General features: G+C 69.5%; 12 protein-coding genes and 1 pseudogene. 7 read left to right on the top strand and 6 right to left on the bottom strand.

Annotated elements, in window-relative coordinates:
* Nucleotides 1-445, top strand: a pseudogene (locus tag ACWEO7_RS35925) (hypothetical protein); the annotation flags it as partial.
* 152 nt (nucleotides 446-597) lie between these two features.
* Here the strand turns inward: ACWEO7_RS35925 and ACWEO7_RS35920 are convergent.
* The 3 genes from ACWEO7_RS35920 to ACWEO7_RS35910 form a co-directional block, all read right to left on the bottom strand.
* A complete protein-coding gene (locus ACWEO7_RS35920) occupies nucleotides 598-1,599 on the bottom strand; it encodes a hypothetical protein (RefSeq protein WP_452429889.1) in 1,002 nt (333 codons plus the stop codon).
* Between the two features lie 141 nt (nucleotides 1,600-1,740).
* Nucleotides 1,741-2,805, bottom strand: coding sequence for an NlpC/P60 family protein (locus tag ACWEO7_RS35915; RefSeq protein WP_450025611.1), 1,065 nt, complete (start codon nucleotides 2,803-2,805; stop codon nucleotides 1,741-1,743).
* Nucleotides 2,806-3,024: 219 nt separating this feature from the next.
* Nucleotides 3,025-3,594, bottom strand: a complete 570-nt coding sequence (locus ACWEO7_RS35910; protein ID WP_452429888.1) for a C40 family peptidase — start codon at nucleotides 3,592-3,594, stop codon at nucleotides 3,025-3,027.
* A gap of 595 nt (nucleotides 3,595-4,189) precedes the next feature.
* Here ACWEO7_RS35910 and ACWEO7_RS35905 point away from each other — a divergent pair.
* On the top strand, nucleotides 4,190-5,983 hold the full coding sequence (locus tag ACWEO7_RS35905; protein WP_452429886.1) for a DEDD exonuclease domain-containing protein: 1,794 nt from the start codon (nucleotides 4,190-4,192) through the stop codon (nucleotides 5,981-5,983).
* Nucleotides 5,984-5,988: 5 nt separating this feature from the next.
* Nucleotides 5,989-6,264, top strand: coding sequence for an Lrp/AsnC family transcriptional regulator (locus ACWEO7_RS35900; RefSeq protein WP_067800602.1), 276 nt, complete (start codon nucleotides 5,989-5,991; stop codon nucleotides 6,262-6,264).
* Between the two features lie 4 nt (nucleotides 6,265-6,268).
* Here the strand turns inward: ACWEO7_RS35900 and ACWEO7_RS35895 are convergent, their stop codons facing one another.
* The 3 genes from ACWEO7_RS35895 to ACWEO7_RS35885 form a co-directional block, all read right to left on the bottom strand.
* Nucleotides 6,269-6,550: a hypothetical protein gene (locus ACWEO7_RS35895; RefSeq protein WP_452429884.1), complete on the bottom strand. Its 282-nt coding sequence runs from the start codon at nucleotides 6,548-6,550 to the stop codon at nucleotides 6,269-6,271.
* 225 nt (nucleotides 6,551-6,775) lie between these two features.
* Nucleotides 6,776-7,837 (bottom strand): anthranilate phosphoribosyltransferase, encoded by a 1,062-nt coding sequence (gene trpD, locus ACWEO7_RS35890; protein WP_452429882.1) that lies wholly within the window; start codon nucleotides 7,835-7,837, stop codon nucleotides 6,776-6,778.
* A 472-nt stretch (nucleotides 7,838-8,309) separates the two neighbouring features.
* The gene (locus ACWEO7_RS35885; RefSeq protein WP_452429881.1) at nucleotides 8,310-8,741 is read right to left on the bottom strand and encodes a hypothetical protein; all 432 of its coding nucleotides are present in this window, start codon (nucleotides 8,739-8,741) and stop codon (nucleotides 8,310-8,312) included.
* Nucleotides 8,742-8,938: 197 nt separating this feature from the next.
* Between ACWEO7_RS35885 and ctaE the strand changes: the two genes are divergently transcribed.
* The 4 genes from ctaE to ACWEO7_RS35865 form a co-directional block, all read left to right on the top strand.
* Nucleotides 8,939-9,550: an aa3-type cytochrome oxidase subunit III gene (gene ctaE / locus ACWEO7_RS35880; RefSeq protein WP_450025623.1), complete on the top strand. Its 612-nt coding sequence runs from the start codon at nucleotides 8,939-8,941 to the stop codon at nucleotides 9,548-9,550.
* 86 nt (nucleotides 9,551-9,636) lie between these two features.
* Nucleotides 9,637-10,500: a cytochrome bc1 complex diheme cytochrome c subunit gene (gene qcrC / locus ACWEO7_RS35875; RefSeq protein ID WP_452429879.1), complete on the top strand. Its 864-nt coding sequence runs from the start codon at nucleotides 9,637-9,639 to the stop codon at nucleotides 10,498-10,500.
* A gap of 26 nt (nucleotides 10,501-10,526) precedes the next feature.
* Complete coding sequence (gene qcrA, locus ACWEO7_RS35870; RefSeq protein ID WP_452429891.1) at nucleotides 10,527-11,702, top strand: cytochrome bc1 complex Rieske iron-sulfur subunit; 1,176 nt, start codon at nucleotides 10,527-10,529, stop codon at nucleotides 11,700-11,702.
* The coding region (locus ACWEO7_RS35865) for a cytochrome b (protein WP_452429877.1) at nucleotides 11,699-12,438 on the top strand (740 nt) is incomplete at its 3' end. The genes qcrA and ACWEO7_RS35865, both read left to right, overlap by 4 nt.

Here is a 12,438-nt window from a genome sequence, read left to right as displayed (position 1 = left end):
CGGTGTGCAGCACGCCGACTCGGTGGTGGTCGCCACCAATCGCGACGACACCGCCGTGCTGGTCACGCTGACCGCCCGGGATTGCTCCTTCGTCGTCTACGCGACGGCCGCGCACACGCGAGCCGGGCCGCGAACGGAACAGGCTCGGTCTCGCTTCGCTCGAAAGACGTGGTCGAGGTGCGCGGGGCGCGTCCGGCTGTGCACACCGAGCCGTGTGCATGCGGGTGGCAGCGAGGGAGAAGGTCGGTCGTTCACCGTTGAGGGTGTTGCGGGGGTCGACACGATGAGCGGCACCGGGGGCGGTGGTCACCGGGCGAAAATGCCGCTTTCGGTGAGTACGGTCACCGCCGACGGCGAGGGTGACCCGCTGACCGCCTGCGACGACAGGACTGTGGGAGCGCTGCCGTGGATCGGGCCGCTGGGATCGTCGCCGGGGTTGTCGTGATTGCGCCACACGTCCCACCGGCGCGCAGGCCGAGCCGCAGCGGCAGCAGGCCGACTCCAGTCGCCACGCGACGCCTTCCTATTCCGCACCGACGTCCGCTGACCCCGCGTAACGGGTGCCGCACCGGTGCGCTCGCGGCTGTCGGTAGGAGGTCAGGCGGTTCGGGTTCGGAGCCACTCGCGCCAGTCGTCGACGAAATCGGCGCGGGGGGTGCCGAGGACTTCGCGGAGGATGCCGTCTTCGGTGGTGGGGTCCTGTTTGCCCGCCGCGATGCGGTGATAGAGCTGGACGAGGCGGGCTCGGTCGTACTTCTCGGCGACGAAGGCGCAGATCGACCAGGCCTTTTCGTATGTGAAGGCGGCGTCGGAGCCGGAGAAGTCGGTGTCGGGCGGCAGATCCTCGGGGATCCGGCCCGCGTGGGCATGCGCGGTGAGCGTGGGAGCGATGTCGGAGAACCGCTGGTCCTCCCCGTGGTGCGCGGTGTAGTCGGCGAACCCTTCCAGCATCCACAGCGGGGCACCGTCGACGGTGTCGGCGCGAGCGGCGATGTGGGTGAGTTCATGCCGCAGCAGGGTGGCCATGCCCTCGGGATCGAGGCGGCGTCCGGTGTCGGGACCGAAGACGACGCGCTGGCCGGTGGGCCGACTGCCCGCCGTGAACGGGTCGGCGACGGAGGCGGCGGCGACTTCGGCCGGCAGGAGACCGGGTGAGCGCAGCAGGGCCGCGAACTCGGAGGGCGACGAGGCGACGACGACCAGCGCGGACTGCGCCCAGCCGGGACCCCAGACCTCGGTCACCGCGGCGGTGGCCTCGGCGAGTTCACGTTCCAGCACGTCGATTTCGATCCGCTGGTCGGGATGGCCGACGACCAGGGATCGTCCCCCGTCTCCGGTCGGCACCTGACGGGCGATGATCGATCCGAACGGTTCGACGATGCGCCGCACCTCGGCCAGCCGGGGATCGGCGGCCGCCGCCTGACCCACCGCCTCGGTCGCTCCCGGCTCCGCGGCCCGCAGTTTCGGCAGCACCGTGTTCGGCAACATGATCAGCGCGACGCACACGCCGGTGAGCGCCACCACCATCGCGACGGTGAGACAGAACTCGAAGCGTCGCCGGGCCGAGCACCACGCGCGTAATCTCCGCATGCCGTTCATCGGCGCGCCCCGGCAGGGGATACGGCTGTGCGGCCGACGGGGTAGGCGCCGCGCCGCCCGCGCGAGCGGGTCACCGTTGCCCGTCGCGGGTTGGTTGGGCTTCGAGTACTGCGGTGCCGCTGGTTGGCTCGCTCACGGCCTCTAGTATCGCCGAGCCGAGTGGAACGGCGTCGAGCTCATGGGTGCGACCGCGACGGGCACGCCGAAGGTGGATGCGTGCAGCATGAGGCCGTTGCCCGCGTAGATGCCGACGTGCGAGATGTCGGAGTAGAAGAACACGACGTCGCCGGGCTGCAGATCCTCCTTGGCCACGGGTGTGCCGTAGGTGGCCTGTTGCGAGCTCGTCCGAGGCACGTTCTTGCCGACCTGCTTGAACGCCCATTGGACGAGGCCGGAGCAGTCGAACTGGTCCGGACCGGTGGCGCCCCAGACGTAAGGGTCGCCGATCCGGGTGAGCCCGGCCGCCAGCGCGCTGGTCCCGCTGCCGGGGACGAGGCCCTGCAAGAGACTGTCCCGGTCGAAGCCGGGCGGGAACGGCGATCCGGCGAGGGCCGACTTGTCCTTGGCCGACAGCGATCCCCAGGCCTGCACCACCTGGGCGATGGCGCCGCCGAGGTCGCTGCGCTTGTGCTCCAGTTCGATGCGCACCGCCTCGGCTTTCTGCGCGGCGGAACGGGCGGCGTCGGCGGCGGTGCGGGCCGCCGATTCGGCGGCGGTCGCGGCGTCGGTGGCCTTCGAGTAGTGGTCGAGTTGCTCGGAGGTCTGCGCGGACACCACGTCCAGCGTGGACATCTGGTCGAGCAGTTGCTGCGGTGAGTCGCTGACCAGCACGGCGAACAGGCGATTGGTGCGAGCGCCCTGGTAGGCGGCGATCGCGGTGCGGTCGATGACCGGCCGATACCGGCGGATCTCGTCCTTGGCTTGGTTCACCAGGTCGGTGCTGGCGGCCAGCCGAGCGTCGGCGTCACGCTGGACGGCGAGCTTCGCGTCCAACTCGGCTTCCACGCCCAGAGCTTGCTGGTTGAGCTGTTCGGACTGGCGAGACAGATCGATCATCCGCTGCACCGCCTCCGTGGCGGTGGAGGGAAGCGCCACCGGATCCGCTCCGGCCGGGCCGCCGCCGTAGAGACCGGCGGCCAGCAATCCGGCTGCCAGCGTCCCTCCCACCAGACGTTTGGTCTGCTGTCCCCGGTGATGCTCAGCCACAGCCCGCGGTGCCCCGTTCTCTCGTGCAGCGATCTCTCGCGAAACCGACGCGGAAGCCTTCGACGAACCCCGAGGTTTGCACCGGGCGAACCCGGGGTAATCGGTGGAAGGTCTCGGTTAGGTTACGGAACGGCCCTCATCGATGTCCAGTAGAGGACGAATTGATCACAGGGCCGTGGTGCGGTCGGGCCGCGATCTCGCGGCCCGACCAGCTGCTTCTCAGAAGCGGCGAGCGCCTGCGATCGGCATGGAGGAGATCGGCGCCACCTTCACGGGCTGGCCCGAGGTGGACGCGTGCACGACGTTGCCGTCACCGGCGTAGAGGCCGGAGTGGCCGCCGCCGTAGAACGAGACGAGGTCGCCAGGGCGCAGATCGTCCAGGGACACGGGGCTGCCCGCGGCGAGCTGGGCGCCGCTGGTGCGGGGCAGTTCGATGCCCGCCTGGCGGTAGGACCACTGGACCAGGCCGGAGCAGTCGAACGCGTCCGGGCCCGCTGCGCCGTAGACGTACGGCGAGCCGACCTTGCTCAGGGCGGCGTCCAGCGCGATGTCGCCGGAGGCCTTGGGTGCGGCGAAGGGCAGGGGAGCGGGGCCGGGCAGCTCGAGGCCCGGGACGCCCGGCGGGACCGGCAGCTCGTTCGGAACGTCGAAGGTTCCCACGCCGGGGACGGTCACCGGCTGGGCCGACGCGGGGGCTGCGGGCAGCAGGAAGGCGCCGATGGTGGCAGCGCCGACGGCTCCGGCGGCAACAGCGCGCTTCGCCTGACGCTTGGCGGCGTTGGTCGTCATGATGCGGTACTCCCAATCTGCCTCACGACGCCGCACCCGGTGGTGCCGCGGACTTCGTCGGCGCCGCACCGGTCGGCGCGGCGGACTCCGTGAGGTCTCGAAAAGGTTACGAACACATCACGGTCGTTTGTAAAGCGTGGGCGAAGCGAAATGGGGTTGCTCAACAATTTCACCGGCGAATGGATGTGAGATGCGTCCCACCGAATCACGAAAAGATAACGGCGGGGTAATCGTGCGAGAGCGCGTGTTCGAGCAGGGTCGCGCGGCGGGGTGGGCCGGTCACCTACCCCGGGTGGGTTCCTCGGGTATTTCCCCAGGTGGTGGCGGGTAATGCGCCATAGGTTCTGATATGGTCGGTCGTTCGTACACCGTAGAGCGAGGGGTAGTCGACACGCCCGAGGGTGGGAGATCGCTTTTCGCGGGACTCGCCGCAATGTTTGATACAGTTTTGAACCTTATGTGATCCGAGTCTCTTTTCTGCATTTCTAGATCATTTCCCGGGTATCGCCCCGGAATCTCCACGGTGTCATTCGGACATTTCGGGGCGTATTCGCTTGCCCGGTTCCTGTCGGACCGTGGCTCTACGCTGCTCGCCGTGTCCGATCCCGTGCCGCGCCCGGCCGTCCAGCAGCTGGCTTTCGACGAGCTCGACACTCCCTTGTACGACACCACTTTCGTGGTCGTGGACCTGGAGACCACCGGGACCAGTCCCGGGGCCGACGGCATCACCGAGATCGGAGCGGTGAAGGTGCGCGGCGGGGAGGTGCTCGGCGAATTCGCGACACTGGTCAACCCTGGTCGAGCGATACCGCCCGCGATCGTGCACGTCACGGGCATCACCACCGCGATGGTGTACGCCGCGCCGCGCATCGAGGCGGTGCTGCCCGGCTTCTTGGAGTTCGCCGCGGGCGCGGTGCTGGTCGCGCACAACGCACGGTTCGACATGGCGTTCCTGCGCGCCGCCGCGGCGCAGTGCGACACCGCCTGGCCGGCCGCGCAGGTGCTGTGCACCGTGAAGCTGGCGCGACGGGTGCTCGGGCGCGACGAGGCGCCTTCCGTGCGGCTGGGTTCGCTGGCCCGGCTGCTCGGTGCCACCACGCAGCCGACGCACCGGGCACTGCAAGACGCGCGCGCGACCGTCGACGTGCTGCACGCCCTGATCGCGCGGGTGGGGAACCAAGGCGTCCACAGTCTCACCGAGCTGCTCGACTACCTGCCCGACGTCACGCCCCGGCAGCGCTCCAAGCGCGTTCTCGCGGCCGATCTCCCCGCCGCTCCGGGGGTGTATCTGTTCCGCGGTCCTTCGGACGAAGTCCTATATATAGGCACGGCTGTGAATCTGCGCCGCCGCGTCCGTAACTACTTCACCGGTTCCGAGACCAGGGGGCGGATGAAAGAGATGGTCTCGCTGGCGATTCGGGTCGACCACGTGGTGTGCGCGCACGCGCTCGAGGCGGGGGTGCGCGAACTGCGGCTGTTGGTGGCGCACACCCCGCCCTACAACCGCCGGTCGAAATTCCCGAAACGGGTCTGGTGGCTCACTCTCACCGACGAGCCGTTCCCGCGGTTCTCGGTGGTGCGCGACCCCGGCCGGGACGCGTTGGGGCCGTTCCACTCCCGCAACGACGCCGCCGATCTGGGCGTGATCGTCGCCGAATTCACCGGGTTGCGCACCTGCACGGCACGGCTGTCCGGGAAGGCGGTGCACGAGTGCCCGCCCGCCCTGGTCGGCGGATGTCCGGCGGGCTCCGAGGGAAAGCCGCTGGACACGGCGCAGTACGCGCCCGCGCCCGCGCTCGTGCGCGCGTTGTTCGCCGGGCGCAGCGACGCGCCGATCCGGTTCATGCTCGACCGCATCGAAACTCATTCGCGCGCGGAACATTTCGAGGCGGCGGCGCGGCTGCGCGATCGTGCGGCGCGAGTGGTGCGCGCGCTGCGGCGCACCCAGCGACTGGCCGCGGTGGCGCGCATCGCCGAGCTGATCGCCGCGCATCCCGACGGCGACGGCGGGTGGGAGTTCGCGGTCATCCGGTACGGCCGCCTGGCCGGTTCCGGCACCGCCCCGAGGGGCGTGCCGCCGATGCCCATCGTGGAGCAGATCGTCGCCGCCGCCGAAACAGTGGTTCCGGCCGGGGTCGCCGGACCACACGTGCCGGACCACGACAGGTCTCCGGTCGAGAACGCCCCGCCTTTACGCGGCGCGTCCCCCGAGGAAGTGGCGCTGGTCGTACGCTGGCTGGCCCGGCCCGGGGTCCGCATCGTGCGGACCACGGACGGGTATCACGAGCCGCTCTTCGGCGCGGCACGCTGGCTGGGCTGGGCGGAACTGGCCGACGCGGCGGTCCGCGCCCAACCGACCGAGGAAGGTTATCTGGACCGCTTAGGCTGAGCGTCATGATTACCGCGATCGTCTTGATTCACGCCGACAACGGCCGCATCCCGGAGACCGCGCAGGCGGTCGCGGACACCGACGGCGTCGCCGAGGTCTACTCCTGCGCGGGTGACGTGGACCTGATCGCGATCGTGCGGGTACGTGACCACGAGCAGATCGCCGATGTGGTGACCGGCCGGATCGACAAGACACCGGGTGTCCTGCGCACCACGACCCATATCGCGTTCAAGTCGTATTCGCGCGCCGAAGTGGAGGCGGCGTTCTCGCTCGGCGAATAGTGCCTCAGTCCCGCACCCGGACACTGCGCACGGCGAAATAGGCACCGTCGTTCGGTGGCAGCACGACGACGTCGCCCGAGCAGTCCGGCGACTCGTACAAGTGCGCGACGCCATCGGTGCGGTTGCGGATCTCCACGTCGGACCCGTCGCCGACCTCGACACAGCCGACCGGGTTCTCGTACACGACGCCGTCGGCGACCAAAACGCCTCCGGCCGCGTTCGCTCCTGGGGCGGCGGCGATGCCTGCGGTGGCGAGGACGGCGAGTAGCGGAACAAAAAGTCGCATGTCGGTGCTCCTCGTCGGTCGAACCGATCGGCGCGGTGCCCGACTCGGCATGCGCCGAATTGCCCGGCCGACGTTACCGGCCGCGACGATCCCGGCCGCGGCCCTCGCTCAGGTCAGCGTGTCGGCGCACGCCCCGGCGGCGATATCGGAAAGCATCATCGGTACGGCCAGGTCGGCGCCGAAGCCGCGGCAGCGTGCACGAGCCGGGCACCGAGCCATCCTGGGTCAGTTGTCGCCGAGTGTCTGCGTCAGCTTCGCCCAGCGCTCCAGCAACGCGGTGGCGGCGCCCGTGTCGATCGCCTCGGCGGCGCGCTCGACGCCCGCCGCGAGCGCGGCGTGCAGGTCGGCGTCCGGATCGCCCACGCCGCGCGACCAGTCGTAGGTCATGATCGCGGCGGCCGAATTCAGCAGGACCGCGTCCCGGACCGCGCCACCGCGACCGGCGAGCACGTCGCGGGCCACGCCCGCGTTCACCTCGCTGTCGCCGCCGCGCAGCGCGTCCAGATCCACCCGTGGGATGCCGATGCGGGTCGGATCGATGGTGGTCTGGCGCGTTCGTCCGCCCGACACGATCCACGCCTCGGTGGTGTCCGAGGTGGTGATCTCGTCGAGGCCGTCGTTGCCGCGCACCACCAGCGCGCTCGCGCCGCGTTCGGCGAACACGCCCGCGATCACGGGCAGCAGGTCGGCGAACGCGCAGCCGACCAGCCCGGCGCGCGGCTGCGCGGGGTTGGTCAGCGGCCCCAGTACGTTGAAGACGGTCGGGATGCCGATCTGGCTGCGCGCCGCGCCCGCGTACCTCAGGGCGGGATGGAACACGGCCGCGAAGCAGAAACCGATGCCGACTTCCCGCACGCAGCGAGCCACCGCCTCGGGACCGAGCGCGAGCTTCACGCCCAGCGCCTCCAGCACATCGGCGCCGCCGCTCTTCGACGATGCGGCCCGGTTTCCGTGCTTGACCACGGGCACCCCGGCCGCGGACACCACGATCGAGGACATGGTGGAGATGTTCACCGAGCCGGACCGGTCACCGCCGGTGCCGACGATGTCGACCGCGTCGCCATCGATCCGCACCAGCCTGGCGTGCTCGAGCATGCCGGTGGCCAGGCCGGTCAGCTCGGCGGGCGTGGGTCCCTTGATCTTCATGGCGACGCCGAACGCGGCGATCTGCGCGGGGGTGGCGTTGTCGGACATGATCTCGCTCATCGCCCACGCCGTGTCGTCCGCGGCCAGGTCGCCACCGTCGGCGAGGGTTCCGAGCACCTGGGGCCAGCTGCGCACGCTCATTCCACACTTCTCCCGTCACACTGGTTCGCACACCAGTTTGTCCGCAAGCAGCCTAGCTGTGTTTGTCTTTCCAGCGCCTGCGGCGCTGGGTGTTCGCGGCCCCCTCGTGGCTCGCGCCCGAGTGACCGCCGCTTGCTCCTTCGTCGCGTACGCGGCGGCCACTCGGACGCGAGCCGGGCTGTGTCGGTTTTTCCAGCGCCTGCGGCGCTGGGTGTTCGCGGCCCCCTTATGGCTCGCGCCCGAGTGACCGCCGCTTGCTCCTTCGTCGCGTACGCGGCGGCCGCTCGGACGCGAGCCGGGCCGCGAACGGCGGATGGTCGGTCTCGCTCCGCTCGAAACCTGTGGTCGGGGTGCGCTGGGCGCGTTGGTGGCGAAGCCCTCGGCGCGGGTGCGCGGTTCGGGTTGTGATTGCGCCTTCTTCGGGGCGCGCGGGAGTTGTGGCCGCATGAGGCGTGGGCCGGAAGACGGGTCGTTACGGCTGGGGGCCCGGTTGCAGGGCGTCCCAGCCGTCCGCGTGGCCGTCGTGACGCTGGGCGAGACCTGCCATGCGAGAACGTTCTTGGGAGCAGTGCAGGGCGTCGAGCCGTTGCACGCGCCGCAGGATCACCGGCTCGAACTCGTCGGTGCCCGGGCCGCTCACCTGCGGTGCGGGGGAGTAGCCGTCCTGCGCGGCGATCGCGCAGACGGCCCGCACGTGCCGGGGCGGGATGCGCAGGTGATGCCGTAGCACTGCGGGAGCATCCGGTGCCAGCCCGGTCGCGCGCGCCAGCGCGGCCGAACACGCCTCCGCGTCGTCGAAGCTCGACGCGACCACGACCAGGTCCGCTCGGTCCGGGTCGAGAGCGGTGTCCCGGTCCCGCCGGAACAGCCGCCGCCACAGTCCCGGCGTCGCCTTCACCTTCATCTCAGCTTCTCCTTACCCTCGCCTGTCATGCTGGCCGGGCGTTCGTCCGCGCGTGCGACTCGTTCCCGGCTCGCGCATCCGGCTCGTACCGGCCCTGCCTGGTCGAGAGCCCGCTCTTCCCTGCGTTTTCAGACACGGAGGAACGAGTTTCGTACCCGGGTACTGCCGTCGTACTACGACGAGTCATACTTACCCCCGTGACGACCGCAGTAGGGACCCCAGGATCGGCCATTACTCAGCGTGTGCATTCGCTGAACCGGCCCAACATGGTCAGCGTCGGTACCATCATCTGGCTGTCGAGCGAGCTGATGTTCTTCGCCGGCCTGTTCGCGATGTACTTCGTCGCCCGCGCCCAGGCGCACGGTAACTGGCCGCCGGAGCCGACCGAGCTGAACCTGAAGCTCGCAGTGCCGGTCACGACCGTGCTGGTCGCGTCGTCGTTCACCTGCCAGATGGGCGTGTTCGCCGCGGAGAAGGGCGACGTGTTCGGCCTGCGCCGCTGGTACGTCATCACCCTGATCATGGGCGCGTTCTTCGTCGGCGGCCAGGGCTACGAGTACATGAACCTCGCGCACGAGGGCACCACGATCTCCAGCAGCTCCTACGGCTCGGTGTTCTTCATCACCACCGGCTTCCACGGTCTGCACGTCATCGGCGGTCTGATCGCGTTCGTGTTCCTGCTGCTGCGCACCAAGGTCAGCAAGTTCACCCCTGCGCAGGCCACCGCCGCGATCGTCGTCTCCTACTACTGGCACTTCGTCGACATCGTGTGGATCGGGTTGTTCGCCACGATCTACTTCGTCCGCTGATCGTGGTCGCCGCGCCGCCTCGCCGGGCGCGGCGCGACCCGAGATCTTTCGCACAAGTCGGTTCCGTCTACTCCAAAGGGACACAGATGAGTTCATCTCCCCCGTCAGCGCCAGAGCCCGCCAGCCCCGGGAACGGCCAGGCCAGCAAGACGCGCAGGCAGCGGCGCGTTCGCCGTCGCATCGCGGGCGGACTTGCGCTGCTGGTGGGCCTCGTCGGAGCAGGCTTCCTGGCATCGGCCCTCACGCCGGACCCGCAGCGGGCCACCGCGCACGAGGACCAGTCCGCGCTCATCCGCGAGGGCGAGCAGCTCTACGACACGTCCTGCATCACCTGCCACGGCGCGAACCTGCAGGGTGTGGCCGACCGCGGTCCCAGCCTGATCGGCGTCGGCGAGGCCGCGGTCTACTTCCAGGTGTCCTCCGGCCGCATGCCGATGGCCCGTAACGAGGCCCAGGCGCAGCGCAAGCCGCCGAAGTTCGACGCCCACCAGACCGACGCGCTGAGCGCGTTCGTGGCTGCTCACGGCGGCGGTCCGACCGTCGTCCGCGACGCGAACGGCGAGATCGCCCAGGAGTCGATGCGCGGCGACGACATCGCCCGCGGCTCGGAGCTGTTCCGCATGAACTGCGCGTCCTGCCACAACTTCACCGGACGCGGCGGCGCGCTGTCCTCCGGTAAGTTCGCGCCGCCGCTGGAACCGGCGAGCGAACAGCAGATCTACGCCGCGATGATCACCGGCCCGCAGAACATGCCGAAGTTCTCCGATCGCCAGCTGAGCGCGGAGGAGAAGCGCGACATCATCGCCTACGTCAAGAACGCGACCGAGGAGCACAGCCCGGGCGGCTGGGATCTCGGCGGGTTCGGTCCCGCGACCGAGGGCCTGGCCATCTGGGTGGTCGGCATCACGCTCGTCGTCGGCGCCGCGATGTGGATCGGATCCAGGTCATGAGCAATAGCGAGAAGGAGCGAGACGACATGGGTCGGCCGGATGAGGGCCACGACGCGCATCTGTCGAAGGAGCAGTCGGTGAACGCCAGCCCGGCGGAGCCCACCGAGGCGGACCTCGACAAGATGTCGCGCGACGAGCTGGTCAAGCTCGGTACCGAGCGCGACGGCGTCGAGGTCGCCTACCGCCGCGAGCGCTTCCCGATCCCCGGGACCCGGGCGGAGAAGCGCGCCGAGCGCGCGGTCACCTTCTGGTTCGCCGTGTCCGGCATCGCGGCCGCGGCGCTGGTCGGTGTGTTCCTGTTCTGGCCGTGGGAGTTCAAGGCCAAGGACGAGGAGGGCCACGGGCTCTACTCGCTGTTCACCCCGCTGGTCGGCCTGACCTTCGGCATCTCGGTGCTGGTCATCGGCGTCGCGGTGGTGCTGATCCGCAAGCTGTTCATCCCCGCCGAACTCTCCATCCAGGAGCGGCACGACGGTCCGTCGCCGGAGATCGAGCGCCGCACCCTGGTCGCCGAGCTGCAGGACGCGCTGGACACCTCCACGCTCGGCCGCCGCAAGATGATCACCCGCACCGCGGGTGCCGGCGTGGGCGTACTCGGCGTCGGCGCGCTGCTGGTGTTCGTCGGCGGTCTGATCAAGAACCCGTGGGCCAAGGGCGACAAGTCGCCGCTGTGGGTCTCCGGCTGGACCCCGGACTACCCGGGCGAGACCATCTACATCCGCCGCGACACCGGTCGCCCGGAGGACGTGGTGCTGGTGCGTCCGGAGGACCTGGACGCCGGCGCCATGGAGACGGTGTTTCCGTGGAAGGAGAAGTGGCGCGGTGACGAGCACGCGACCCTGCAGTCGCTGCGCGGCATCCGCAACGCCGTCATGCTGATCCGCCTGCGTACCGAGGACGCGCAGAAGGCGATCAAGCGCAAGGGTCAGGAGAGCTTCAACTTCGGCGACTACTTCGCCTACTCGAAGATCTGCACCCACCTCGGCTGCCCGACCTCGCTGTTCGAGCAGCAGACCAACCGGATCCTGTGCCCATGCCACCAGTCGCAGTTCTCCGCGACCGAGTGGGGCAAGCCGGTCTTCGGTCCCGCCGCTCGCGCGCTGCCGCAGCTGCCGATCACCGTCAACGCTGAGGGCTTCCTGGTCGCCAACGGCGACTTCATCGAGCCGCTCGGCCCGGCCTACTGGGAGCGCCGTTCATGAGTCCTTCAGTCGCAGCCCAAGCCAGCGAGGCGGACGAGCGCTACCGCGCCGCCGCGTTCATGAAGCGGTCGATCAACAAGGTCTTCCCGACGCATTGGTCGTTTCTGCTCGGCGAGATCGCGCTCTACAGCTTCATCATCCTGCTGCTGTCGGGCGTCTACCTGACCTTGTTCTTCGATCCCTCGATGAGCGAGGTCGTCTACAACGGCGCCTACCAGCCGCTGCGCGGCGTGACCATGTCGCGCGCCTACGAGACCGCGCTGAACATCACCTTCGAGGTCCGCGGCGGTCTGTTCGTCCGGCAGGTCCACCACTGGGCGGCCCTGCTGTTCGCGGCGTCGATCATCATCCACCTGTTCCGTATCTTCTTCACCGGCGCGTTCCGCAAGCCGCGTGAGGCGAACTGGGTGATCGGCTCGCTGCTGCTGATCCTGGCGATGTTCGAGGGCTTCTTCGGTTACTCGCTGCCCGACGACCTGCTCTCCGGCACCGGCCTGCGGGCCGCGTTCGGCGGTATCACCATGAGCATCCCGATCGTCGGTACCTGGATGCACTGGCTGATCTTCGGTGGTGACTTCCCCGGCGAGATCATCATTCCGCGGCTCTACATCGCGCACGTGCTGCTGTTCCCCGGCATCATCCTGGCGTTGATCGCCGCGCACGTGGCGCTGGTGTGGTACCAGAAGCACACCCAGTTCCCCGGGCCGGGCCGCACGGAGAACAACGTGGTTGGCGC

Source organism: Nocardia sp. NPDC004260 (assembly GCF_053603155.1).
This window is presented reverse-complemented; position numbering and strand designations above follow the sequence as displayed.

Bases quoted from the DNA above. Each gene is read 5' to 3' on its own strand.
- ACWEO7_RS35920 (WP_452429889.1), bottom strand. From the start codon at position 1,599: ATGAACGGCATGCGGAGATTACGCGCGTGGTGCTCGGCCCGGCGACGC.
- ACWEO7_RS35910 (WP_452429888.1), bottom strand. From the start codon at position 3,594: ATGACGACCAACGCCGCCAAGCGTCAGGCGAAGCGCGCTGTTGCCGCC.
- ACWEO7_RS35900 (WP_067800602.1), top strand. From the start codon at position 5,989: ATGATTACCGCGATCGTCTTGATTCACGCCGACAACGGCCGCATCCCG.
- ACWEO7_RS35895 (WP_452429884.1), bottom strand. From the start codon at position 6,550: ATGCGACTTTTTGTTCCGCTACTCGCCGTCCTCGCCACCGCAGGCATC.
- trpD (WP_452429882.1), bottom strand. From the start codon at position 7,837: ATGAGCGTGCGCAGCTGGCCCCAGGTGCTCGGAACCCTCGCCGACGGT.
- ACWEO7_RS35885 (WP_452429881.1), bottom strand. From the start codon at position 8,741: ATGAAGGTGAAGGCGACGCCGGGACTGTGGCGGCGGCTGTTCCGGCGG.
- qcrC (WP_452429879.1), top strand. From the start codon at position 9,637: ATGAGTTCATCTCCCCCGTCAGCGCCAGAGCCCGCCAGCCCCGGGAAC.
- qcrA (WP_452429891.1), top strand. From the start codon at position 10,527: ATGGGTCGGCCGGATGAGGGCCACGACGCGCATCTGTCGAAGGAGCAG.